Below are 24,730 nucleotides of genomic sequence, written 5' to 3'. Positions count from 1 at the left end.
AACTTTCGGAATGATGCTATGATGACTTCATAAGCACTTATCATTCATTTATACGGAGGCTGAATTCATGAGCTACTTTGACAACATTCAACCAGTTAATTACGAGGGCCCGACATCTACGAACCCACTTTCCTTTAAATTTTACAACCCAGATCAAGTTATTCTAGGCAAAACAATGCGTGAGCATATGCGTTTCGCAGTTGCTTACTGGCACTCTTTCTCTGCTAATGGTTCGGACCCATTCGGTGCGGGTACTAACATCCGTGCTTGGGACAAATACGACGGTTTAGAGCTGGCGAAAGCTCGCGTTGACGCTTGCTTCGAGCTTCTAAACATTCTAGGTGTCGACTACTTCGCATTCCATGATCGCGATATCGCGCCAGAAGGCAACACCCTGCAAGAAACTAATGCTAACCTCGACGAAATCGTTGGTTTGATCAAAGATAAAATGGCTTCCACAGGCAAAAAGCTTCTATGGAATACAGCCAACATGTTCACAAACCCGCGCTTCGTTCACGGGGCTGCGACTTCCAATAATGCAGAAGTTTTTGCTTATGCAGCTGCACAAGTGAAAAAAGCTTTGGACCACGCGAAAGAGCTTGGCTCTGAAAACTATGTGTTCTGGGGTGGGCGTGAAGGTTACGAAACGCTTTTGAACACGGATCTTGGTCTTGAGCTCGACAACCTTGCTCGCTTCCTGCACATGGCCGTTGCTTATGCCAAAGAAATCGGCTACACAGGTCAATTCTTGATCGAACCTAAACCGAAAGAGCCTTCCAAGCACCAATATGATTTCGATGCAGCGACAACACTTTCATTCTTGCAAAAATACGACCTGCTTCCTTACTTCAAATTAAACCTTGAAGCTAACCATGCAACGCTTGCTGGTCACACGTTTGAGCACGAGCTTCGTGTAGCTCGCGTTAACGGCATTCTTGGTTCCATCGATGCGAACCAAGGCGACTTGTTGCTAGGTTGGGATACAGATGAGTTCCCAACTGACTTGTACTCGACAACAATGGCGATGTACGAAATCCTTTTGAATGAAGGCGGCATCGGCCGTGGCGGCGTGAACTTCGACGCAAAAGTTCGCCGTACTTCTTTCGAACCTATCGACGTTGTGTATGCACACATCGCAGGTATGGACGCATTCGCTCGCGGCTTGCAAGTAGCAGCTAAATTGATCGAAGATAAAGTATTCGATAACATCCTTGATACGCGCTATGGTTCCTTCAAGTCCGGTATCGGCGCTGACATCGTGTCTGGCAAAGCAGACTTCAAGTCCCTTGAAGCTTATGCACTTGAGAACAACGCTCCGATTGTAAACCAATCCGGTCGTTTGGAATTGATCAAAGCAACTGTGAATCAATATTTGCTTAACGCTTAATTGGTTTAACGCCAAAAATCCCGCTTCGGCCATTAGGCTGGGGCGGGATTTTTTACTACCTATTTCAATGCATCGCGGATCGCATCTTCGATCTGATCCATCGGGTCGCTGCTCGGCACCTTGTAAAGACCGCTAGCTACAGCTGCGCTTACGCTCACTGCCTTGTCATCCTCGACCAGCTTCTGCAGCAGCGTGCGCGTGCTGTCCTTGAGCTTGGTCTGGATGGCGCGATACGCCACCGCGACCATCTCGTCGCGGCGGAACACTGCGCCTTGCGCGATCAGCTGCGCCTCACTCGCGCTGAGCAAGCCGCTTGTCGCCGCAAGCCCGCTAGCCGTCAGCGGCTCTGCCTCTGCATAGCCGAGCGCGCGCAGCGTCAGCGCCAAGAACTGCTCGCCGGTGATGCTCGCATCCGGCGCAAAAGATTCGTTGGTCACACCGTGTACCAACGTTTTACTAAACGCGAAGCCAACGGACTTCGCGGCCCAGTGCGTTGCCGGCACATCCGTGAACGGCGAACTCAGCCCTTGCGCATTCGCGGCGGCGGTCTCCCAGCCGAACAGACGCAGCAGCATCGTGGCGCCTTGCGCCCGTGTTAGCGTCTGCTCGAGCTCGTAGCCGCGATCCGTGCCTTGGAACAGCTGCAGCTTGTTCAAGCTGTCGGCTTCCGCCGTGTGCTTCACCCCAGCGTCCGCAGCCCAAGCTCCTGCGGCAAGCAGCGTGGATAAAAGCACAGTTCCAACCACTGTCATAGCCAACTTTTTGACCATAAATGCCTTGCGTAAGGATCCCATCATCGCTGCACCGCCTGATTCGCGCCTTTATGACGAAGCGTGGAGAGGTCAATCACGTAGGAAGTCTCCGTTAGCTTTTGAAAAAAGGGATCTACCGAACCCACCAAATCCCATTTAAAGCTGATGGCAAAATCCATCGGATTCCCATAATCATCCCATTTGCGCGTCAGTCTAATCGTTTTCCAACCATCGGAGTAGTCCTTTACGACGCTTTTATCGGTTAGCTTTTTACCTGTAACGAACTCGGTGTTTTGCCCTCTTACTTGTTTGTTCAAGTTGTAAATAGACCCTCCACCATTGGATAACCCCCGTGCAATATTTACGCCATCCGTCACGCTAATGAACTCCTCTGTGAAGGAGTAGCCTGTCGGCATCGTCAACTTAACCACACCATACAACACTTGCAATGGCTTTGCCGAGTCACTGTAAACCGCATCGTAGACTGACTTGGATACCGAAGGTTTCCCTACCATTGCTTGCGGATAAGCGGTAAATTCGGCCGCATATTGTACCTGAATATCCTGCATCTCATACGTAATACTGCCTGGCTTAGTGACGACTTGCTCAGCACCCCACACAGGAACTGTAAAGCCAAGACAGCCTATTAGCATAAACACAGAGATTACTTTACTTATTTTCCTAATCATACCAAATCCCTCCCAACTCATAGATTACTAGATGAGCAGGAGGTTGGCAATATGTCATAAGCTATAGGCAATTAGTAAATTAAGACTACTCTTCTACTTTAATTTCACTTGAATGAAAAGGTGTATTTACAGTAGAAGTCAGCGCATCGTCATCGTTATTATCACGGACAGTTTTTTGCAGAACAAACGAGGACATGGTCAGGAACAAAGCCGTGACGGCGTAGTACCCTTTGACCGAAAGAATCTGATCGAGATTAATGATGCCGATGAACATGCCTAGCAAAGCTAAGGCAAATGAGCTCCACGCCAAGAAGGTAAAAGCCGAAGTATTCCGTTTGCGAGATTCGTATCCATCCTCCAAATTATCACGAATAACCTTCTGCAGCACGAACGCCGACATGGTAAGAAAAAGTGCGCACACGGCGAAATACCCCTTCACGCTAAGCGATTCCTCAAGTGTATATATCCCAATAAACATTGCTACGAAAGCTCCAATGAAGGACGCCCACGCCATAAAAGTAAATGCTGTCGTGTTCCGTTTCCGTTGATTCATCATCTTAAAAATCCCCCTATCGTTGCCAAGCAACGTTATGAATGACTTGCTCTTGATACTCAGTATATGGTACTCAGAGCGTTCAAAATAGTACTATTTTCCAATAGTACCTACTCCTAAGACTAAGCCTACATCTACTTTTCGCAGACAGAGCTAGCTACAGCGCTACCAACACCCCACCTACACAACATGGAACAATTTGACTTCACTTTTTTAGTACTGTATAGTACTATTCATGACAAAAACAAAAAAAATAACCAATCGTGATGTCGTACTTCTCACCGCCAGGAATCTCTTTCTGACTCAAGGCTATTTGGCGACGAGTATGGATGAAATCGTGATCACCAGCAAGGTGTCTAAGACGAATATTTACTATTATTTCAAAAGCAAAGAAGAGCTCTTGGCCGCGATTCTCGATCAGCTTATTGGGGCCTATACACGGCAGATGCAAGAGATCGCAGCTCGTTCAGACTTACCTGTACAAGAGCGTTTCGATCTGTTCCTTCAAAGCATGGCAGGCCCAGAAACTAGTTTCTTAGCTGGGTGCCCCTTCCTCACGCTGTATACCCAAATGCCGCAGGAGGCGGACGAACTTAGACGGAAAGTGGGGTTGTTTTTTCAGGAACAAATGCGCCTAGTGGAAGATCTGCTTCTCGAAGGTGTGCGCAAAGGAGAGTTCTCTCCTACTCTTTCTACAAAAGCTGTCGCAGGGCTTATCGTTTCAACACTCGAAGGAGCTCTATTTCTACAGCATGCGAATCAAGATCCGGCTTTGCTGGTTCAAACACTTACTACTTTAGCCCATTTGCTAAAGTAATTTTTTTACTCGAAATTAGCACTAATTAGTACTAAAAACACAAGGTGGAGGTTATTCATTTGGCTCATATTTTTATGACTGGTGGTACAGGATTTATCGGAACGCACACGTTAGCGCAGCTTTCCCAAGAGAATCACACGGTGTCTGTGCTCGTGCGGTCAAGTTCGCGTTGGGAGCACATTTGTAAAGAACTAGGTTGGTCAGACAGTGCTGACCCCATGACAAGTCGCATTTGCCCTGTCATTGGTGATTTGGGCACGCCTGGCCTTGGCTTGAGCCACGCTGACAGGGAAAAGGTTATGACCGCAAATGTCATTATTCATGCAGGTGGACCGATGGATATTCGGATCAGCGAAGCGAAGGCGCGCTTGGTTTTCCTGCAGGCTGCCGAGGAAATGCTTCGATTGGCTGCGGACATTCAGCTGCGCGGGGGATTAAAGCATTTTATCCATGTGGTCGGGTTCAAAAGCCCCTGGACAGACGAAAACATGCACGATCCCGCTCCCGTCATCGCACATTTAGAACAAGGTCCGCCGTATGAGCTGATGAAATGCCTCGCGGATTTGCGCATTCGGGAAGGCGCCCGGGAGCTGCGATTCCCACTTTCCATCGTTCACCCCAGCGTAGTCATCGGCAGTTCGCAGCATGGAGAAACGCCTCAGACCGGCGGTCTCGGTATTCTTGTCCGAGCTACGGCACGCGGCTTGATGTCTATCGTACCTGGCGGTTCTACACATTGGTTGCCGCTTGTCCATGTCGATCATGTCGCCTCTTTCATTAACTTATTAGCAAAAGAAACTTCATCACCGCCTACGCAAACGTACTATTTGCTAGACGATCCGAAGGTAAGCCATTCCATGCAAGAGCTAGTTTCCATGATTGCCAAAGAACTGCGCGTCCGTAAGCCTCATGGATCCATCTCCCCAAAGTGGCTCAGTAAGCTTTTAGGTACATCGTTAGGACAAAAATTAGGTATCCCCAAGGAATCCCTTGAATTTATCGTAAAAACGAGCACTCCTTTTCCAATTGCACCGAAAGAAAGCTTGCTGCATAAACATAAGCTCCCGAATAAGATTCAGGAAGGGATGCTGCCTTTTACGATGGCAGATCTTGATTTTCAACTCGTACATGGTCATATGCCTACTGAGGGGTTTGTGCGAGGGAAGCGAGGTCCGTTGGCTAGTCTGGAGCGAAGCGGAACTGGGCAGCTTTCAGGTTTGATAAAGAGCGACGCTGGACTACGGCTGGAACGAAAGCTTTTGGAGCCGCAAAAAAACACCCTCCTCTTCGTGCACGGCACACTAAGCGGAGCAGATTGCCTGCTCCCTCTGGCGGCGCAGTTCCCAGAGCACGACGTCTGCCTGGTCGATCTTCCAGGCTTCGGGCGCTCGCCCTACCATCACGCTGCTGACGTGATGGAGGGCCACATCGCAGCGCTCGTCGAGGCGATCCGCGCCTTCGACAGCCCGGTCACGCTCGTGGGCCACTCGCTGGGCGGCTTCCTAGCCGCCCACGCCTACGCTCGCGTGCCGGAGCGGATCCACAGGCTGCATCTGCTGCAGCCTGCCCTGCTACCGGCCGCGCGCATGTACCGCAGCCCGCGCCTCAACCATCTCGCGCTGCGCCGGCTGCGCGAGAAAGACCTGCGGAAGCAGCTGCTGGCGCAGCGCTGCTTCGTGGACATAAGTGACATACCGACTTCGTATGTCACTTATGTCCTGCAAGAACTGCAGTCGCCGCGTGTGCGGAAGACGACTGCTGAGACCCTCTCTGCGCTGGCACGCGCAGAGGCGTTTCCTCCGCAGCAGCAGGCGGAGCTGCTGCGGGAGGCTTCGATCCTGTGGGGCACACAGGATCGCGCCCTACCTTGGGCGGAGGAGCTTCGCTCCGCCCATACGATGGAGATCGAGGCGGCGCACCATTTCCCGATCTCGCATCCCGAGCTGACGGCCCAACTGCTACGGCAGCAAGGGCTCATCACCTAACGGACGTGAATGCCGTTATATCAGACAGAATGGGTCTTTTCAGAACCTAACGGACACGATAGCCGTTAATTGAGCATATGATTCCAAATATCCCTGATATTTGATAAGTAGCGGCGTCTGTGTCCGTTAGATTTTTGAAACCTGTGAATCCTTGTAAATAACGTCGTCTGTGTCCTTTAGCGAGGTTAGGAGTGGTGCATCTCAATGTTGATATCTACTAACCTGACAACATTGCCCCTACGTAGGGTCCGCAGAGGCGAGCTCTTTATCTTTTTCCCCTAAGTTTCCCCAAGACATTCACCTAAAGCCTACCGGCGGAATAACATATGAGAAAACCTTTGACGAGGTCATTCCAGGGATGAGCGATCACGGTTAAGAGGTTAGTTTTATCGAAAAGCAGGCTCGGATACAGTCATTTCCGACTCCCCATTTCCTGAGCCTCCCACTTTGGGTGTCTCAGTTGCGCTTTAGTGAGTTTCAGCCACTGAGACTACCAAGTAGGCGGCTCGGTCATTTTTTTCAAGGAGGCATCAACTATGCAAATTCACGTTGTCCAGAAAGGGCAAACGTTGTATCGTATTTCGCAAACCTACGGCGTCTCGGTCGAGGAGGTCGCAGAGGCGAATGAGTTAACCCCTTCTCAAACGTTAGTCATCGGACAGGCATTAGTCATTCCGATTGTTGGCTCCTACTATTGGGTACAGCCTGGTGAGGGCCTTTATCGAATCGCACAAAAGCTCGGCATTGACCTAGACGCACTAGCTTCTGCCAATGGACTTACGCTATATCAAACATTACCCAGCGGTTTCCGATTATATATCCCCCCTACCCCGCGCAAACAAGCCGAAGTCAATGCCTATATCGAACCTAGAGGAACGGATGTGTCACCTGTTCTCATTCAAGCTGCCCGCGAAGCCGCACCTCATTTGACCTATTTAGCTCCCTTCAGCTTCCGCATTAACCGAGATGGGACCTTGGTCAATCCGCCACTTAACGATTTGCGAGAAATCGCTCGGCAGCATGGCGTAACCCTCATGATGGTGGTCACCAACCTCGAGAATGATCAATTCAGCGCAGAACTGGGGCACGTGATCCTGACAGACGAAGCTGTTCAAAATCGTTTGCTCGATACCATCGAGTCAACAGCGGATAAGCTTGGATTTAAAGATATTCATTTTGACATTGAACATCTGCTGCCCTCGGATCGGGAGGCTTACAACAAATTCCTACGCAAAGCGGTAGATCGCTTTCATCGGAAAGGCTATCTCGTATCCACTGCACTCGCGCCAAAAACAAGTGCTACACAAGCAGGAGCTTGGTACGAAGCTCATGACTATAAAGCCCATGGCCAGATTGTCGATTTTGTCATCATCATGACCTATGAGTGGGGCTACAGCGGCGGACCGCCTATGGCCGTTTCTCCTATTGGACCTGTTCGCAAAGTGTTGGAGTATGCACGCAGTGAAATGCCTTCTTCAAAAATCATGATGGGTCAAAATTTGTACGGTTACGACTGGACACTGCCCTTTGTCCAAGGAGGCGCCTACGCCAAAGCAATTTCGCCGCAGGCAGCCATTGATCTAGCCCGCAAATATAATGCGCAAATTTTATATGACTACACGGCACAAGCGCCGCATTTTAACTATTGGGATGACGCGGGTAAGGAGCATACCGTCTGGTTCGAGGACGCTCGTTCTATTCAAGCTAAGTTTCGTTTGATCGAAGAGCTCGGACTTCGCGGCATTAGTTATTGGAAGCTTGGACTCAAGTTTCCGCAGAACTGGCTGCTGCTTGAAGATAATTTCAAAATTGTGAAACGCGGTTAACACATTGAGCACCCTCCCCGCAGGCGCGTGTAGATGGTGGGGTTCTCTTTTTCGACATAATCAACAAAATCTCAACAAATTAAATCACCATTTCCCTTCATTTTCCGTGATGAAATGCCGATGAAAATAGATATCTATTTTCAGCAAGCAGATTCTAGCAACAGCTTTAATGGAGGGAAATAAAGCATGAAATGGTTTTCTCAAAGTAAATGGTTGTCCCTAGTCATCATTTTCATTGTTGCAAGTCAGGCAATTTTCACAGGAAGTGCTCTCGCCGCGAATGACATTTCGAAGTTGGTTCTGAATAAAAATGAGCTAAACTTGCAGGTTGGCGATACAGCAAATCTGACAGCAACGGCCGTTTTCACAAGTGGCTCCACGGAGAATGCAACGGTCAAAACCGATTGGAACTCCGGCACGACTGATGTAGCAACTGTCTATGCGGGTGTCGTAACAGCCAAAAAAGAAGGTAAAGCCGTCATTACGGCCACCTATCTTGGAGAGACTGTCATCGTCAACGTAACGGTTACGAAAAAAGTAAAATCATTAACCACCGATAAGCAAGCCCTTGATCTTCGTCTCAATGGAACGAGCCAAGTGCTGATAACAGCTTACTATGACGACGGTACTTCTGCAGATGTAACAAGTAAAGCAGACTACACAGTCGCATCAAGCTCTGTCGCTACGGTGACGAATGGTCTAGTTAAAGGACAAAACCCAGGAAGCACGACCATCACGGTATCTCATATGAATCAATCGATCGTTTTGGATGTCGATGTCGAGGTTGTACGTCGTCTTGATGCAGAGAAATCCAATGTTTCCTTACTTCTGAAGGGGACTTCCGTGCTTGAATTAACGGCGACATACCCGGATGGCACCAAAGATAACGTAGCTGCGAAAGCGGTATGGACATCAGACAAGCCAGAGGTTGCAGATGCCCTTAGAGGAACAATTACTGGATACAGTGTAGGGAAAGCGACTTTAACTGCAACCTACGGTACCAAATCAACGACAATTACGGTTGATGTAGATAGCACGTTGAAACTTGAGTTAGATAAACAAAGCATTTTGTTAAAGAAAAATGGGACAGGCACGTTAAAGCTTAACGCTACCTATCCAACAAGCACTACACCTACGGATATTTCGGATCGCGCAGAATGGACTTCCAGCGATGAGAGTATTGTTTCTGTAAGCAAAGGCAAGCTCATTGGTAACGCAATTGGCGAAGCAACGATCTCTGCGAAGTATGGGGATAAAACCGTCACAGCCAAAGTTGACGTTGAGGTTCCACGTCGTTTGGTCGTGAGCAGCGAGCTTGTTATCTTGAAAACTGCTGAAACACAGCAACTCGAGTTATTCGCAACCTATGCCGACGGCACAACAGACAATCTCGTAAAAGATAGAGCCGTATGGAGCGTAGATAATGACGATATCGCTACGGTAACGAATGGACTTATCAAAACGTATAAAGCTGGTGTTGCTAATGTAACTGCTACCTATGGCGGCAAAACGACGACAACCCGAGTCGAAGTTGACGTCCCTAACAACATCACACTAGACAAGAAAATAGTGAATATGCAAGTCGGAGACTCTACTACGGTCACAATGACTGCCAATTTCAAAGGCCGTACGGATGACGAACTAAATGACAAAACCAAATGGACGTCAAGCAACAAAGATGTTGTTGAGGTTCGTGACGGTATCATTACGGGGATCGCTACGGGGGCTGCTACGGTAACTGCCGAATACGGTACACGTAAAGCAACTGTACAAGTTTCGGTAGGCGAGTTGAAGACTCTTACGATTAGCCAAGAGAAATTAACCATGAAAAAGGGTGAAACGGCAACCCTTACTGCAGAAGCCGTGTATACCGATGATACCAAGAAACCTGTAACCTCTGATGTTCTTTGGACAAGCAGTAATGTTAAAGCCGCTACTGTTGACAAGGGTGTCGTAAAAGCCATCGCGTCCGGCGAAACTACGATTACCGCTCAACTGGACAACAAAACAGTTACGATTCCAGTAAAAGTGGATATGGCAAGTGAGTTGAAAGCCAATGTAGCTAGCTTGGTTTTTGATTTAAATGAAACGAGATTGATCAAAATTACAGCAACAGATGACGACGGGGAAGATGTTTTAGTTACGACCGATGTCGAATGGAAGTCAAGCAATACAGGCATTGCTACCGTATCTAAGGGTCTTGTTACACCTGTTGCCCGCGGTAAAGCAACCATTACGGCAACTTATGGTGGTAAATCAATCTCTGTTCCCGTAGAAATCGGTGTGATTGATAGCTTAACAGCGAATAAATCCTTTTTTGTAACGAAAAGCGGATCTGAAACGCAACTGAAATTAACCGCAACTTTGTCCGATGGCTCAACGAAAGACGTCACGGATAGCGCAACTTGGAAAGTTTCTTCTTATAAACTCGGAACTATTGAAAAAGGACTTTTCACAGCAACAGCTTCAGGGAAAACAACCATCACTGGCTTCTTTGGAGGTAAAACGGTATCCATTCCTGTGGAAATTGATTCTTTGAAGTATTTGAAGACCAATGTCGTTAAACTTACGCTTAAAGAAGGCGAAACAGCGAAAGTAGAAGCCTTGGCGACGTATACAGATGGATCCGAAGAAGATGTGACCAAGCCGGCACTCTGGACAACTTCCAACATCATGAACGCAGACGTAAAGGATGGCACGATCAAAGCAACCGGCAAAGGGACTGCGCGCATTACCGTTACTTTTGCGAACATGAAAACGACCGTTCAAGTGACGGTCACGAAGTAACCGTTCGTATAGAACCGTTGCTCCTAGTTATCTAGGGGTAACGGTTTTTTCTTTTTATCCTACTCCTCCATGCATAACTTCTCATTCGTAGGGGAATATATGCTTACCTACTGAATGACCCCTATCTATTAAATACCTGGAGGTATGGATAATGGTTACCCGATCTATCAAATTAGCTTCGATTTCTTTCCTTACTTTCTCTCTTCTGCTCGGGGCACATCAATATCGGCTGCATGCCCACGATCACAGTACGCAGGCCTCACAGACCGAAAACCTGCAGCATTTAAAGCAGGGCTCTGCCACGATGTATCAAACCAATCCCTTTGGTATGCCAGGGGCGGAAACAAAATTACTTCCATCCAACAACTTGAATGGCTACGCTGCTGCTTATGGGATTACACCACCAACAGCGTTTAACGTTACAACCCTACAAGCTCAATCCGTCGCCGCTACGCCAAAAGATAAAACAAGACCTTGGTACAGTTACCTCGGTTTATTGGGCTTACTTGGTTTGCTCGGACTAGGGTCACGCTCCAACTCTTCGTATTCGAAATAACTTTTGTTTGGCCATGAAAGAAGCCTAGTTCCTGATTGGGGAACGGGCTTTTTGGTATGTAATTATAAACATTTGTTTATGTAATAGACTTTTGTTTAGGGGTACGTTAAAATAAGGAGAGAACGACGAAGGAGGAGAGCTTTGCATGGATCGTGAACAGCAAATCCTAGCGCTTATCCGTCAAAATCCATTCATTTCCCAGCATGAAATGGCCGGTATCATCGGGATCTCCCGCTCCGCTGTTGCTGGTTATATTGCCTCTTTGACCAAAAAGGGAACGATTCGCGGCAGAGCCTATGTCACTTCGGATGAACACATGATTTACTGCATCGGCGGAGCTAATCTCGACAGTAAAGCCACTAGCAAGCATGCGATTCGCCTAGCTTCCTCTAACCCTGTAACGGTAACCGAGTCTTGTGGCGGCGTTGCTCGTAACATCGCGGAAGCTTTAGCTGGATTAGCTTGTCAAACATCACTCCTAACCGTGGTTGGAGATGACAAAGCAGGCCAGTGGGTGCTCGAGGAAACGAGGCGCCGAGGCGTCGATGTCAGCCAAGCTATCGTACTGAATGGCGAGAATACGGGGTCATACACCGCACTCCTCGATACTTCGGGGGAGATGTTTCTCGCTTTTGCCAATATGGACATCTACGATAAATTGTCACCGGCGATGCTTCGGGATAGATGGTCCCATATTGCCGCTGCCAAGCTCGTGATTGCAGATACGAATCTACCGAGCGACACCTTGGAGGAGCTGATTCGTCGGTGTCAGGAGGAGAGTATCCCCCTCTTCATTGATCCTGTGTCCTCGGAGAAATCGAAGAAACTTCCGACAGATCTGTCTGGTGTAACGGCTATTTTTCCGAATTTAGAAGAGGCCATTCAACTAACTGACACACCACTCTCCATGAATCAAGACGTCATTGATATGTTCTATGTAGAGCCTGATCACAGCAAAATTGCTAATACCATTCGAGACCGCGGCGTGAAGCATGTTTTCATTACACTCGGAAGCCGAGGGGTTCACTACGCAGGCGAAGAAGGCGAACATTTCTTCCCCCCTATTCCTACCCAGGTGGTTGAGGTTACTGGTGCAGGCGATGCCTTCTTAGCCGGTATTGTCTATGGGATTACCCAAAACCATTCGTATATGAAATCCTGTGAATTCGGTCTAGCTGCTGCACACATTACGCTTCAAACCAGTCAATCCACGTCCAGTGAACTGAACGAGGAACGCTTACAACTTACGATTAACACCATGACTAAAGGAGACTAAACCCATGTTATCTAACTCATATTTAACTTTTACCGATGAAGTGAAGGAAGCTCTCGCGAACAATAAACCGATCGTAGCGTTGGAAACAACGATTATTTCTCATGGCATGCCCTACCCGCAAAATATTGAAATGGCGAAAAAAGTGGAGCAAATTATCCGCGATAATGGTGCGGTTCCAGCAACAATCGGCATCATGGATGGTAAAATCAAAATTGGCCTAAACGAGCAGGAGCTCGAAGCTTTTGCAACGAATGGCCATGTGGAAAAAGTAAGCCGCCGCGACTTCCCGTATATCCTCTCCTCTGGCAAAATCGGCGCAACCACGGTAGCTGCGACGATGATCGGCGCTGCCCTTGCTGGCATCGAAGTGTTCGCTACCGGTGGCATTGGCGGTGTCCACCGCGAAGGAGAAAGCTCCATGGACATCTCCGCTGATTTGACGGAACTCGCGGCGACCAACGTCGCTGTCGTCTGCGCCGGCGTGAAATCGATCCTCGACATTGGCCGCACGCTCGAGTACTTGGAAACCCACGGCGTGCCCGTGGTTGGTTACCAAACGAGCGAGTTCCCGTCCTTCTACGCCCGCGAAAGCGGCTATGGCGTAGATTTCCGCCTCGATGAAGCGGCTGACGTGGCCGCCATGCTCCGCACGAAGTGGGAGCTAGGTCTTAGCGGCGGCGCCGTCATCGCCAACCCAGTCCCAGCGGAATCCGCCATGGACCATGTTGAGATCGAGGCCGTCATCCAGCAGGCGCTGAATGAGGCCAAAGAGCAGAACGTGACCGGGAAGAAGGTCACGCCATTCTTGCTAGCGCGGATCAAGCAGCTGACGGAAGGGCGCAGCCTGGAGACGAACATCGCGCTCGTTTATCACAACGCGCAGACCGCCGCAAGGATTGCGGTTGCGCTGAAGAACTAAAATAGACTCGCTCCCCATGTGGGGGCGAGTTTTTTTGTAGCTATAGGATCTTAAGAAGCTGATTAGGTTGCAACAGCCTGCTTCTTCTTTTTCCAAGGCCGGAACACCGAAATACAAAGGATAAACACCGTGACAGCAACTTGGACGTAGATCGCATATTGACGCAGCGTCTGATTATGCAGAAACTCAGGATTAGTCAGTGCCAATGCTTTCTCTGTCTCCAAGAGTGTCATATTGGCCAGCATCAACTTATCCACAACGAATATGCCAATGATGGTCTGTCCGACAAAAAGAATCCATTTGACGGTAACCCACCGATGCTTAAAAAATCCCCAGCTTGTTAAAAAGCCATACACAAAACCTACAAGCAGCGTACCTACCGCCCCTGTTCGGATAATGCTGTCGCTGATGACCACAATTCTTTTATAAGTAGCAAGCGTATCATCATAAGTGGCAAGGCTAATGCCCATATTCAATGCTAGTGAACTCATAATGCCGCCAAAAAACAACGCTACAAGTGAGATGTGCACAATTTTCAACCATTTCATGCCGACTGGACTTAATTTTTTCATCAATAATCCTCCCCAAAATGTTAACTAAGGAGCATTATACCCTCACAATGTTGTGAACCTGTGAAGATGCGTTGCGATTTGGATGAATGTCCCCACAAGCAGGTAGAGTAAAGGTATACTAAGCTTAATTCGTTACGGAAATGAGGATCATTAGCATGACACAAACGCTTTTACTCGTCGATGATGAGCGGCAGGTGCTTGAATTCATGGAGCCCTACCTACGTCAGGAAGGCTTTCATATTGTTACAGCTACAACAGGAACACAAGCTTTGGAACTCGCTGGCGAACATAAACCTGATCTCGTGGTGCTGGATTGGATGCTGCCGGAAATGAGCGGAATCGAGGTTTGTCGACGTTTACGCAGCGGAGCCGCTCATATCGGGATTATTATGGTGACAGCGAGAACGGAGGAGACGGACAAAATTGTGGGGCTAGAAGTCGGCGCAGATGACTATTTGACGAAGCCTTTTTCCTTGCGTGAGCTAGCTGCGCGAATACGTTCAGTGCTGAGAAGGCTCGCAGTCCATGATGAGAGCGCAGCCGAAGAGCTTCTACGTGGCGATCTGACGATTCATGAGGCGAAGTGCTTAGTACGTAAACGAGGCCTAGAGATCTCGCTCACGCCAACGGAATTTAAGCTGCTCCTTACACTCGCCGCAAGACCAGGGATCGTTTACAGTCGCCTACAATTGCTGCAAAGCGCGTTGGAGGATGATTTTCTAAATGATGAACGTACAGTAGATGCGCACATTAGTCATCTGAGGAAGAAAATTGAGGACAACCCATCTGCTCCTCTTTTCGTGCAAACGGTGTATGGTTTTGGGTATCGGTTTGGTGATCAGCTATGAATGTTCGGCGTAAGCTATTTATCACGATGATTACCTTTATTGTGGGGATGGGTATCATCTTTGCAGTGGTCACGCAGTTCTTGATGCGGGATGTGCTGCAGGTGATGGTTGAAGCCTCTCGACAGGATGAGATCGGGGAAGTTTCACAGTCTCTCAAGCAGTACTATGAAATGAATGGAGACGCATGGACAGGTATTGAAGCTTATTGGACAGCTCACCTTCCGAAGATGTTAGAGGAAAAAGGGGCAAGTGTGATCTTGATGTCTCCAGATTCCCATCCCGTGTTGACGAGTGGGGATACTCCCTTCAAAAAGGTTCAAACATTCGGCATTCGAAGTAATCTCATGCTGGGTGAGAGGCGGATTGGCACGCTAATTTACCATGATGAAGGAGCCGAATTTATGTCGAAGCTGCGCATCGGCGTTCTCAGCTCCACCCGTTTTCTCCTCATGATAGGGACCTTCGTCTTCGTGCTAGTCTCCCTATTTCTGATCTATTGGCTCGCTCGCCGGCTAACCGCCCCTCTTCGAGTGCTCATTCCTGTCCTGGATCGATTGGGCAAAGGAGAGTACGGCATTCAAGCGCCTGTGACTAGTCAGGATGAGTATGGCAAGGTAGCCGAAGCTTTTAATGCTATGTCTGGACAGCTGCAGCAAGCTGAATCGCTGCGCCGTAACATGGCCGCTGACGTGGCACATGAGTTGCGAACACCGCTGACCATCATCAGCGGTAAGCTCGAACTACTTCAGCAGGAAGCGCGGCCCATTCCACCAGAGGAGCTGCTACCGCTGCAGGACGAGCTCATACGCTTAACACGGCTCGTTGATGAACTGCATCAGCTATCGCTGGCAGAGGCCAAAAAGCTTCCGCTGGAGCGGAAGCCTGTTGATATGCTTAGTCTTCTTGAGCGCGTTGTTGACCATTTCGCGCCGGATGCACAGCGTAAGGATGTGAAGCTCTCGCTTCATAGTACTTCTGAGAACACCGTGCTATGGGTCGATGCTCATCGCATGACCCAAGTGTTCTATAATCTGCTGACTAATGCCATTCGGTATACAGAGAGTGGTGAGGTCGAAGTCCTTATAGAAAGGCAAGGCGACCAGCATCTTCGTGTCTCCGTTCGCGATACAGGCATGGGCATCGATGCCGCGCATCTGCCCTTCCTATTCGAGCGGTTCTACCGGATGGATGAAGCTCGTGCCCGTAATAGCGGCGGTATGGGGCTTGGTCTGGCTATCGCCAAACAATTGATTTTGGCCCATGAAGGGACCATCGAAGTGAGCAGTCGTCTGGGGGAAGGCTCTGTATTCACAGTTACACTTCCCTTCAACAAGCCTACTGCCTCGGAGTAGTTACTCCGTTACCCATTGCGTTTTCAAGGCAAAAGGAACACGCGCTGCCTTCGTTGGAATGACTTCTGGGTAACCAATGTAAATAAATCCGACCATCTCTTCTTTGCCTGAGAGACCGAAGTTCTCTTGCATTTTCGGATGATACGTGGGATCGCCAGTCCGCCAGATCGTGCCTAAGCCCAGGGCATGTGCAGCTAGCAGCATATTCTGTACGGCGCAGTGAACAGCAGCATATTCCTCTATCACAGGTACGACTGGCTTCTCCGCCGGCGAAACTGCTACTGCAATTACGAGCGGAGCTCGCATGGCTTTTTTCTCATTGGTGCTGCGCAGCTGCTCTTCTTCTTCCTCAGTCAGCTCAGCATCCGCGCCTGACTTCGCTTCTGCAATGGCAACTTCGGCATATCCGCGACCCAGTAGCTTCCTGCCCTCGCCCGACATCACCCAGAACCGCCAAGGTTCCGTATTCGCGTGATTCGGTGCCCAGACAGCAGCTTCCAAAATCTCTTCAATTAATGCGTGCTCGATGGGATCCTGCTTGAGTTTCCCGATACTGCGTCGCTGGCGAATCGCTTCTTTCACATCCATGCGTCCCACTCCCCATTCGGTTGAATTATTTGTTGCCGCTCGGGATTAACGGCGCAATCGCGCCTATCCGGCTGTGTGACCGGCGTTAACACCCCATAAGTTTTTTATCTACACTTAAATGTACATGTTCCCCCACGTATTTTCAATTTTTATTGAACACTCGCTCGCCTTTCCGTGCAAATACAAAAAAGACTCCAACGAGCCTAACCTCGTTGGAGTCTTTTTCCAAATCTTCTATGTGTGCCAAACCTTATTTATCTTTTTTAGCGTGTGAACCGTCGCAGTTGCCCTCACCGTTTTGCGTGTTTCCGCATGCACATTTACCCATAATCGCTACCTCCTCAAATGTAATCTTGTTGGGTTTATTATATCCAACTCACTTACATTTGTAAAGCAGTTAATTAAAAGTTAGTAGATGAGGATAATTATCATTCTCAGTGGGGCTATGCTTCGCGACTAGCTCGTCATATTTAGTTTTTTATCGGTAGGGAGAAAGGCTGCAAGCAGTCCCAGCAACGGCAAATAGGCACAAAGCCGAATCACGAAGCCGATACTTGTCGCATCTGCCAACGTCCCCAGCACCGCTGAACCAATGCCGCCTAAACCGAACGCCAGTCCGAAGAATAGTCCTGATACCGTCCCCACCTTACCAGGCAGCAGCTCCTGCGCATAGACCACGATCACAGAGAAGCCTGACAATAGAATGAATCCGATGCATGCACATAGAACCGCTGACCAGAACAAGTTTACAAATGGAAGCAGCAACGAGAAAGGCGCCGTTCCCAAGATGGAGAACCAGATCATATTCCGTCTACCGAACCGGTCCGCCAAGGGGCCGCCCATAAATGTCCCCACAGCCCCAGCTGCCAACAGGGTGAAAATAATGAGCTGCGCTTTCCCTGTCGTGACTCCAAAGTGGTCCATTAAATAGAACGCGTAGAAGCCTGTCATACTCGCCACATAAACGAATTTGGAAAAGAGCAGCATGATCAGAATACCTAGCGCGTAGGCGACTGTTTTCTTAGGCAAAGGCTTCTTCGCCGTAGCCGATTTACGAACGGTGGAACGCACGACTAGCGCGCCTTGGTACCATTTTGCCACAAATATCTGAACCACGATCCCCGCTGCAGCCGCAAAAGTAAACCAAATGATTCCGAACTGACCTAACGGTACGAAAATGAGTGCGGTAAAAATAGGCGCCAACGCCTGGCCAATGTTCCCGCCTGTTTGGAAAATCGACTGCGCCAGCCCTCTACGAGGACCCGCAGCTAAGAAGGCCACCCGCGAAGATTCTGGATGCAGCACGGATGACCCTAGGCCAACGAGAATTACTGCCATGATCACATGCGAGAACGTTCCCGCATAGGCCAGTACGACAATACCAAACAGCGAGAAAATCACGCCAATTGGCAGTAAATAGGGCTTCGGCCTCGCGTCCGTATACAACCCAATCAAGGGTTGGAACAAAGAAGCTGTCACATTCAGCGTGAAGGCGATCCAGCCGATCTGTGTAAAGCTTAACTGTAAGGAGTCATGCAGAATCGGGAAAATCGCAGGAATGACCGACTGAATCGCATCATTCAATAAATGCACCAAACTGATCGAGAATAAAATGGCGTAGACCGTACGTGCTTGTGTCTGTGCTGAATTCGTAGCAGTAGCTGATCTTGTTGCTGTTTGCATGAAAATCACTCCTTATCATCATATCATCTGATGTTTAAAAACATGAGAAAGGCAAGGGTGACTTCCGTTCCCATCTTCCTCTAGAAACTATTCTTACTCTACTCCTGTTGAAGAAACTTTTTGACTTGCTGGACGGTCCCCTCCAGATTCTGAAGTGTCCAGTGCTCCGCTGCGGCTACATCCTTATCTCGGATCGCTTGATACAAATTCACATGAAAGAGATGATGGTGATCGTGAACCTGCTCATCCTTTACTAAATTCGTCAAAGCTTCCAACAATACCGCTGAGAATGATCGATACAGATCGACAACAATGCTGTTTTTGCTAGCGACCGCAATCGCCTGATGAAAAGCCATGTCTGCCGCTAAATAAGCGTTCGTGTCCCCTCGCTCCAGCGCCTGCAACCGTTGATCCAACGCTTCACTCATTTGCTCCAAATCCGTTTCGTCGCGACGTACAGCAGCAAGTCTAGATATTTCTAGCTCAAGCATTTTTCTGACTTCGTACACTTCCAAAATTTCGGCTCGACGCAATCGGTGAACTAGCGGTTCCTGCATCGCTGCATCGGAATGCCCCGTTAGAAAGGTGCCAAAGCCCTGCTTCTTCTCCAGCAGTCCCGCATGCACAAGAACCCGAACAGCCTCACGAATGGTAGAGCGGCCGACGCCGAACTGTTCCATTAATTCCGGCTCCGTCGGAATCTTATCACCCATTTTCAGCTCGCCATCTGAAATTTTCTTCTGCAGCTGTGTCACAACATCATCCACAAGCTTGGGACGGTGGAGTGTTTGGAAAGAAACCTTCGCATTCATCTGATCATCTCCTGTATTGCGAGTATATCATAGAGGCGAACTGTTTTTCTATTCTTTAATTTAAAATCCGCATCAATTTAGCACTCTCTTGTTAAGACTGCCAGAAATTTGACAATGACGTAGATGATCAGGCAAGCTATAGTTATAGCAACAAGACAAGCACGTGAAATACTAGATGACTAGATTGCTAGAAACACAAATACTTATTATGCCAAGGGGGCCATCCTATATGACATTTAACAAAAAACTTACGCTCATCTCCACAACTGCTATGGCATTTTCATTATTCGCTTCTCTGACACTGGTTCAACCTGCCTCCGCTGCTGTTAAAACAAGCGCTGATTTTACAGATTTGGCTGGAAGCAACGCAGCTTTGAAAACGAAAATCGATCGGATGATCGCTGATGGTATTTTTGAAGGAGTCTCAGGTACAACTTTCGGAATCTCACAAAATATGACGCGTGCTCAATTCGCTAAAGTAGCTACGAAAATCTACAATATCCCGGTTGATCTTACAATTAACGTGTCCAGCTTCACGGATGTTCATGCAGACGACGCAGCTAATGGTTGGGCGATTCCTTATATTGAAGCGGCCAAAAAAGCCGGTCTGATCGACGGCGTTACAAATACAACCTTCCAACCTAGCGAATCAGTTACCGCGGCTCAGTTGGATACCGTGCTCCTGAAAGGATTAGGAAAAACGGTTTCGATGGCAAGCTCACCTTGGTATACCGATGCGGTTAAACAGGCCACTGCGCTTGGTATTCATCCAACTAACAAAGCTGGTGATCAAGCTGCGACACGCGAGGATCTCGTAGTTAGCTCGTACGGGGCTCAAGATGCCTTCAACGCTCAGAAACCGCCAGTCGTAACACCGTCTAACCCAAGCAATGTTTCGGTTGTAGGTGATTACCATTTGGGCAGCGTTATTGATAGTGGATTGACTAGCTCCGCTACGGGTACTATCACAAAGACGATTGCTGAAGATCCTACGCTAAGTAAATTTGCAAAAGAGATCAAAATCAAATTAACAAACTCTGCTGGTGAAGAAATTGCGACTCCTGGCATTGTACAGTCTGTTGTCTCCTTAGATCCAAGCATTGCCAAAGTAGGCCTTACCTCGGATCATCATGCCTACGTGCTGGGTAACAAACCCGGAACTACTGACGTGAGTCTTATTGTGCAAGTTGGTAATGGGGAAGCCAAACAACTGCATGTTAGCGTAACTGTCGAAAGCACTTCTGTGAGTGTGAAGACATTGACAGCAGGGGAAACTTCTATTACTGAACCTATGGATGTTTCAGACATCGTGTATAAAGCTAATTTCAACGCATACACAGCCATGGATCTTACGGCTACAGATAACTATGGAAACAAATACGAAGACCTCGACATTCTAAATTACAATTTTGCTCTAGGCACTTTATTTATCACGAAGGATGTGCAAGGAGAAGCCGGCTCCACTGTTGGATCGGTATCGGTTGATCCCGATGGTACAGTGCATGTAACGGGTAACGTAACCTCTTTTGAACTTACTGCCGTTTCTGCATCAGGCGTCAAAGTAACAAGCTATGTTACACTAACAACATCCAGATAAGTTGAGCGAAGACATCCAGCTCCCCGTTAGGGGAGCTTTTTTGTATGCGGACGCACACTAGCCCATCTCTTACATATATTGCTAGTGCTCATCATTTTACAGAAAGGGGTCGGTCTCGATGTACAACGACCCAACCTTTTACCCTTATCCTCCAGCTCAGTATCATCTGTATCCTCCTCATCCCTATCACTATGCACCTTACTGGGCGTGGGACCGCAACTTCCCCCCAGTTAATACCAAATTGCTGTCTAACTCTGTCGTTACCTCCGAACATCTGTTAAAGGAGGCCTCTATCGTCGTCAAAAAGCTCACAGACCCGGCAATCGCCCAGCAATTAATGACGAATGCCCAGAGCGGTAACCAAAAAGAAGTCGATCGCATCGTTAAAAGCTTCGGTAGTGATTCCAACATCGAAACTAGCTACTCCCCCAGTGCCATACAATTCGTGGTTGGTCCTCGCATCACAGGCAATCCATGCTGCCGAGTCACGCTCATGCTCAAATGGGGCGAATAAGCAAAAGAGCAACCCACCTTGTACCACGAGTTGGGTTGCTCTTCTTCTAACGCACATCTACATTGTTTAGTAGCGGCCACGTAACCGCGAGCCAATAGGATGCTGCAATGAGGACGACCCAGTAGAGACTGTAATATACATCTAACATCGAATAAGAAGATACATAATAATACGTGCGTTTACGATTCATCGAAAAACGCTTCGCTTCCATCGCCACCGCCGTCCGATGGGCACGGCGAATGCTTTGGGCCAGCAGCGGAATGGCAATCATCCGCATCGTGGTGTACCAAGATGTCAGCGGATTTCGCTGCTGACGCTTGCCCCTAACCTTGAGCGCATAGCGAAGCGTCTGCAGCTCCTCTAGAATGACTGGCAGCATGCGCAGCGCTGCCAGGAAGCTGTACGCGTACTTCGGCGCGACCTTCCACTGCTGCATCATCGCGTAGAACAACGCGACAGGCCGTGTGGTCAAGCTGAACAGCAAGCCAACGGAGGCAACTTGGACGCCGCGTAAACCAAGATGGATCCCGCGGTAGAAGCTTTCCTCGGTAATTCGAATGATCCCGAGATGAAACCATTCAGTCTCACCGATACCGAACATCATCATCCCCGCTGTGGAGGAAACGAAAATCAGCAGAAATGGCGACGCATAAAGCAGCAGTCTCTTCGTTGGATGTCCGGATAATAGCGCTAGCGGAAGCAACGCGCCTAATGTCAGGAACAGCATCATGTTGAGATTATGGGTGAAGACGACAATGATGAATAGCAGAATCGATAAGACAAGTTTCACGCCGGGATTCACCCGATGCAGCCACGTTTCACGAAAGGGGAACGTTATTTGCATACCAGTGGCTCACCTCCCGGAGCAGCATAAACAATGGGTGCGTGCGCGACTTCCGTCACGCGCCCGGCCTCGACCTGCCAGACGCGCGTGGCCCAGCGCTGGACGATCTCGTGATCGTGTGTCACCATCACGATCACAGTCCCGCTGGCGCGCAGCCGCTCCAGCTGCTCGAGCATGCGCAGCGTGCCGCTCGCATCGAGCCCGAAGGTGGGCTCATCCAGCAGCAGGATGCGTGGCCCGCGAACCATCGCGGATGCCACACTGAGCCTGCGCTTCTGGCCCAGCGAGAGCTGGAACGGGTGCCGCTCGCGCAGCGCGAGCAGGTCGTACTCCCGGAGCAGCAGCTCAGCCGCTGCCCACTGCCCATTCTTCGGCTGACCCTCTGGCAAGCCATAGGTCAGCTCCTCCTCCACGGAGTTCGTGACGAACTGGAACTCCGGGTTCTGGAACACAAAGCCGACTCGCTCCGCAAGGTGCTCGACTTTGTTGCCCTTCACGCCCGCGATCAGACAGCTTCCGCGGGTTTGGATGAGCCGCATGATCGCGAGGAGGAGCGAGCTTTTGCCTGCACCGTTGGCACCGACAACGGCGATCCAATCACCTGGATAGACGCTAAAGTTATCCACAGAGGTCCTGATCTGCCCGCCGCGAACACCGACGAAATCATGGAAGGCCATAACGGGTACTAGCGGCCCCACATTGATGGACTGCATGTTCCCTTGGCCCTCTCCCTTCACATTCGCCTGCGGATTCTCCTTGGCGTAATCCTCCCACACCTCGGGATACCAGATACCGTATTCCCTCATTTGCTCTTTATAAGCTTCAAACATGGCAAGCGGCGGCCCATCAGCCAACACCTTACCTTCCGGTGTCAGAATGATCAATCGATCGAGCAAATCTAGCATGCCGCTAATTTTGTGCTCGACGATAAGGAGAGTTTTGTCCCCGCTGATTGCTCGAATCGTGTCCCATACCTGCTTCGTGCCCTCATCATCCAACAGCGCCGTGGGCTCATCGAGAAAGAGCACCTCTGGCTCAAGCGCCAGCACACTTGCAATCGCTAGCCGCTGCTTCATCCCTTGGGACAGCGTACTAATTAACGTATGCGCATCAGGCACATGTAACCCGACCAATTCCAAGTAATACAGTATGCGCGCAGGCATATCTTCCCGCGGCACTTCCTGATTTTCCAACACGAACGCGATCTCTTCGTCGATATAAGGCATACAGAATTGTGTATCCGGATCTTGAAACACATACCCCCACCGGCTAGGCCTTCGAATCTCATCTGCTTTGAGCGGAAGCTCAATCATATCCGGGACAATTCCACTCAGTACCTGAAGCAGGGTCGATTTGCCACAGCCGCTAGGTCCCAACAGCAGTACCTTCTCACCCCGCTCGATGGAAAAGGAAACCCCCTGAAAAATCAGGGGGGCGTCATCGCCGGGATATTTTAACCGCAGATTTGTAACGCTCATTCCTTCGCTCATCTCGTTACCCCAATACGTCGTAATCTTTTTCGGAAACAGGACGAATCAGATTCAGTACACCCGTGCGGGATAAGGCACCTGTCAAATAATAGGCGAACACACCCGCAATCAAAGCACTGCCCAGTAATCTTAAACCAATGAATAATAGATAATTCCAGAATGCCAGCTGATCGATATAGCCATAGTACGTATCCACAAAGATGGACATGATGGCGGAAGCGAAGGCAGCAAGTATTGTTACTCCCACATTGGTGCGACGATAGCGGAAAGCCGCGAACACCAGCTCAGCACCAAGCCCTTGCAATAATCCAAAGACGAGCGTCGATACGCCCCAATGGCCGCCATACAAGGCCTCAATCGTTGCAGCCGCGACCTCAGCTAACAGGGCAACACCTGGTTTGCGGATCACAAGAAACGCGAAAGTTGCCGCCATGAACCACATACCATAACTCAGCTGCTCGGCATGTAAGCCTAGCGGCTTCATGAGATCATAAATCGGTCCCCAAATCCGATAAATCACACCAAACACGGCTGAAATGACAATGGTGATCAAAATATCTGTCAGCTTCAACCCTTTTTTGCTTGCTTCCTTTTGCGCCATCTTCTTCTCGACTCCTTTTTCCTAATTCATATTTGTCAATGAGATAGGCGAACACGCCAACCTTGGATACATGGTCTCTTTTGCCCCTTAAGAACAAAAAAAGCCTACCAGAATACCGGCAGGCTTGAACATTTGTGCATAAAAAAAGCACATCAGGTCTCTACGCTGGCATTATCCAGATCAGATTAACGGTCAGTGGCATAGGGCCACTATCTCAGCCTGACTTCATCAAGCACCCGTGTTGCTATTCATTTGGCTTAACTGTAGCGGATTAGCCGCTCT

Annotated in this window: 22 protein-coding genes, 1 pseudogene and 1 riboswitch; of the genes and pseudogenes, 12 read left to right on the top strand and 11 right to left on the bottom strand. The window is 49.1% G+C overall.

Annotation, left to right across the window (positions count from 1 at the left end):
- The first annotated feature begins 67 nt into the window (after positions 1-67).
- Positions 68-1,387 carry a xylose isomerase gene (gene xylA / locus L6I86_RS13950; RefSeq protein ID WP_236287954.1) on the top strand — a complete coding sequence of 440 codons (1,320 nt, stop codon included), beginning with the start codon at positions 68-70 and terminating at the stop codon, positions 1,385-1,387.
- Between the two features lie 59 nt (positions 1,388-1,446).
- Here the strand turns inward: xylA and L6I86_RS13945 are convergent, their stop codons facing one another.
- From L6I86_RS13945 to L6I86_RS35795, 4 genes and pseudogenes are all read right to left on the bottom strand, one after another.
- Complete coding sequence (locus L6I86_RS13945; RefSeq protein WP_236287952.1) at positions 1,447-2,184, bottom strand: S-layer homology domain-containing protein; 738 nt, start codon at positions 2,182-2,184, stop codon at positions 1,447-1,449.
- Positions 2,181-2,828, bottom strand: coding sequence for a hypothetical protein (locus L6I86_RS13940; protein ID WP_236287950.1), 648 nt, complete (start codon positions 2,826-2,828; stop codon positions 2,181-2,183). The genes L6I86_RS13945 and L6I86_RS13940 overlap by 4 nt, the downstream gene beginning before the upstream one ends.
- A gap of 85 nt (positions 2,829-2,913) precedes the next feature.
- Positions 2,914-3,228, bottom strand: a complete 315-nt coding sequence (locus L6I86_RS35800) for a YiaA/YiaB family inner membrane protein (RefSeq protein WP_420851892.1) — start codon at positions 3,226-3,228, stop codon at positions 2,914-2,916.
- Positions 3,205-3,342 (bottom strand): annotated as a pseudogene (locus tag L6I86_RS35795) (YiaA/YiaB family inner membrane protein); the annotation flags it as partial. The gene L6I86_RS35800 and the pseudogene L6I86_RS35795, both read right to left, overlap by 24 nt.
- Before the next feature lie 274 nt (positions 3,343-3,616).
- Here L6I86_RS35795 and L6I86_RS13930 point away from each other — a divergent pair.
- The 7 genes from L6I86_RS13930 (at position 3,617) to L6I86_RS13900 (ending at position 13,547) form a co-directional block, all read left to right on the top strand.
- Positions 3,617-4,198 carry a TetR/AcrR family transcriptional regulator gene (locus L6I86_RS13930; RefSeq protein WP_236287946.1) on the top strand — a complete coding sequence of 194 codons (582 nt, stop codon included), beginning with the start codon at positions 3,617-3,619 and terminating at the stop codon, positions 4,196-4,198.
- 59 nt (positions 4,199-4,257) lie between these two features.
- Positions 4,258-6,183, top strand: a complete 1,926-nt coding sequence (locus tag L6I86_RS13925) for an alpha/beta fold hydrolase (protein ID WP_236287944.1) — start codon at positions 4,258-4,260, stop codon at positions 6,181-6,183.
- Positions 6,184-6,719: 536 nt separating this feature from the next.
- On the top strand, positions 6,720-8,009 hold the full coding sequence (locus tag L6I86_RS13920; protein WP_236287942.1) for a glycoside hydrolase family 18 protein: 1,290 nt from the start codon (positions 6,720-6,722) through the stop codon (positions 8,007-8,009).
- Between the two features lie 186 nt (positions 8,010-8,195).
- Positions 8,196-10,796: an Ig-like domain-containing protein gene (locus L6I86_RS13915; protein WP_236287940.1), complete on the top strand. Its 2,601-nt coding sequence runs from the start codon at positions 8,196-8,198 to the stop codon at positions 10,794-10,796.
- A 151-nt stretch (positions 10,797-10,947) separates the two neighbouring features.
- A complete protein-coding gene (locus L6I86_RS13910; protein ID WP_236287938.1) occupies positions 10,948-11,352 on the top strand; it encodes a hypothetical protein in 405 nt (134 codons plus the stop codon).
- Between the two features lie 145 nt (positions 11,353-11,497).
- Complete coding sequence (locus L6I86_RS13905; RefSeq protein ID WP_236287936.1) at positions 11,498-12,628, top strand: carbohydrate kinase; 1,131 nt, start codon at positions 11,498-11,500, stop codon at positions 12,626-12,628.
- A gap of 4 nt (positions 12,629-12,632) precedes the next feature.
- The gene (locus L6I86_RS13900; RefSeq protein WP_236287934.1) at positions 12,633-13,547 is read left to right on the top strand and encodes a pseudouridine-5'-phosphate glycosidase; all 915 of its coding nucleotides are present in this window, start codon (positions 12,633-12,635) and stop codon (positions 13,545-13,547) included.
- A 62-nt stretch (positions 13,548-13,609) separates the two neighbouring features.
- Here the strand turns inward: L6I86_RS13900 and L6I86_RS13895 are convergent, their stop codons facing one another.
- Positions 13,610-14,119, bottom strand: coding sequence for a DUF2269 family protein (locus tag L6I86_RS13895; RefSeq protein ID WP_236287933.1), 510 nt, complete (start codon positions 14,117-14,119; stop codon positions 13,610-13,612).
- A 155-nt stretch (positions 14,120-14,274) separates the two neighbouring features.
- Here L6I86_RS13895 and L6I86_RS13890 point away from each other — a divergent pair, with 155 nt between their 5' ends.
- Positions 14,275-14,967, top strand: a complete 693-nt coding sequence (locus tag L6I86_RS13890; RefSeq protein WP_236287931.1) for a response regulator transcription factor — start codon at positions 14,275-14,277, stop codon at positions 14,965-14,967.
- On the top strand, positions 14,964-16,319 hold the full coding sequence (locus L6I86_RS13885; protein WP_236287929.1) for a sensor histidine kinase: 1,356 nt from the start codon (positions 14,964-14,966) through the stop codon (positions 16,317-16,319). The genes L6I86_RS13890 and L6I86_RS13885 overlap by 4 nt, the downstream gene beginning before the upstream one ends.
- On the opposite strand, the gene L6I86_RS13880 is transcribed toward L6I86_RS13885, so the two are convergent.
- The 3 genes from L6I86_RS13880 to L6I86_RS13870 form a co-directional block, all read right to left on the bottom strand.
- Positions 16,320-16,907 (bottom strand): nitroreductase family protein, encoded by a 588-nt coding sequence (locus tag L6I86_RS13880; protein ID WP_236287927.1) that lies wholly within the window; start codon positions 16,905-16,907, stop codon positions 16,320-16,322.
- Between the two features lie 456 nt (positions 16,908-17,363).
- Positions 17,364-18,590, bottom strand: a complete 1,227-nt coding sequence (locus L6I86_RS13875) for an MFS transporter (protein ID WP_236287925.1) — start codon at positions 18,588-18,590, stop codon at positions 17,364-17,366.
- A 98-nt stretch (positions 18,591-18,688) separates the two neighbouring features.
- Positions 18,689-19,402, bottom strand: a complete 714-nt coding sequence (locus L6I86_RS13870) for a FadR/GntR family transcriptional regulator (RefSeq protein WP_236287923.1) — start codon at positions 19,400-19,402, stop codon at positions 18,689-18,691.
- Between the two features lie 229 nt (positions 19,403-19,631).
- Here L6I86_RS13870 and L6I86_RS13865 point away from each other — a divergent pair, with 229 nt between their 5' ends.
- The gene (locus L6I86_RS13865) at positions 19,632-20,999 is read left to right on the top strand and encodes an S-layer homology domain-containing protein (RefSeq protein WP_236287921.1); all 1,368 of its coding nucleotides are present in this window, start codon (positions 19,632-19,634) and stop codon (positions 20,997-20,999) included.
- A gap of 118 nt (positions 21,000-21,117) precedes the next feature.
- Positions 21,118-21,513 carry a YuzC family spore coat inner layer protein gene (locus tag L6I86_RS13860; RefSeq protein WP_236287919.1) on the top strand — a complete coding sequence of 132 codons (396 nt, stop codon included), beginning with the start codon at positions 21,118-21,120 and terminating at the stop codon, positions 21,511-21,513.
- A 46-nt stretch (positions 21,514-21,559) separates the two neighbouring features.
- Here L6I86_RS13860 and L6I86_RS13855 read toward each other — a convergent pair whose 3' ends face one another.
- From L6I86_RS13855 to L6I86_RS13845, 3 genes are read right to left on the bottom strand one after another with little or no spacing between them, the layout of a single operon-like run.
- Positions 21,560-22,357: an energy-coupling factor transporter transmembrane component T family protein gene (locus L6I86_RS13855; RefSeq protein WP_236287917.1), complete on the bottom strand. Its 798-nt coding sequence runs from the start codon at positions 22,355-22,357 to the stop codon at positions 21,560-21,562.
- Complete coding sequence (locus L6I86_RS13850) at positions 22,348-23,847, bottom strand: ABC transporter ATP-binding protein (RefSeq protein WP_236287916.1); 1,500 nt, start codon at positions 23,845-23,847, stop codon at positions 22,348-22,350. The genes L6I86_RS13855 and L6I86_RS13850 overlap by 10 nt, the downstream gene beginning before the upstream one ends.
- 4 nt (positions 23,848-23,851) lie before the next feature.
- Entirely contained in the window at positions 23,852-24,448 is a 597-nt protein-coding gene (locus L6I86_RS13845) for an ECF transporter S component (protein WP_236287913.1), read from the bottom strand.
- A gap of 140 nt (positions 24,449-24,588) precedes the next feature.
- Positions 24,589-24,698, bottom strand: a riboswitch (TPP riboswitch).
- Positions 24,699-24,730: the final 32 nt, after the last annotated feature.

This window comes from Paenibacillus allorhizoplanae, from assembly GCF_927798215.1.
GTDB lineage: Bacteria > Bacillota > Bacilli > Paenibacillales > NBRC-103111 > Paenibacillus_E > Paenibacillus_E allorhizoplanae.
This window is presented reverse-complemented; position numbering and strand designations above follow the sequence as displayed.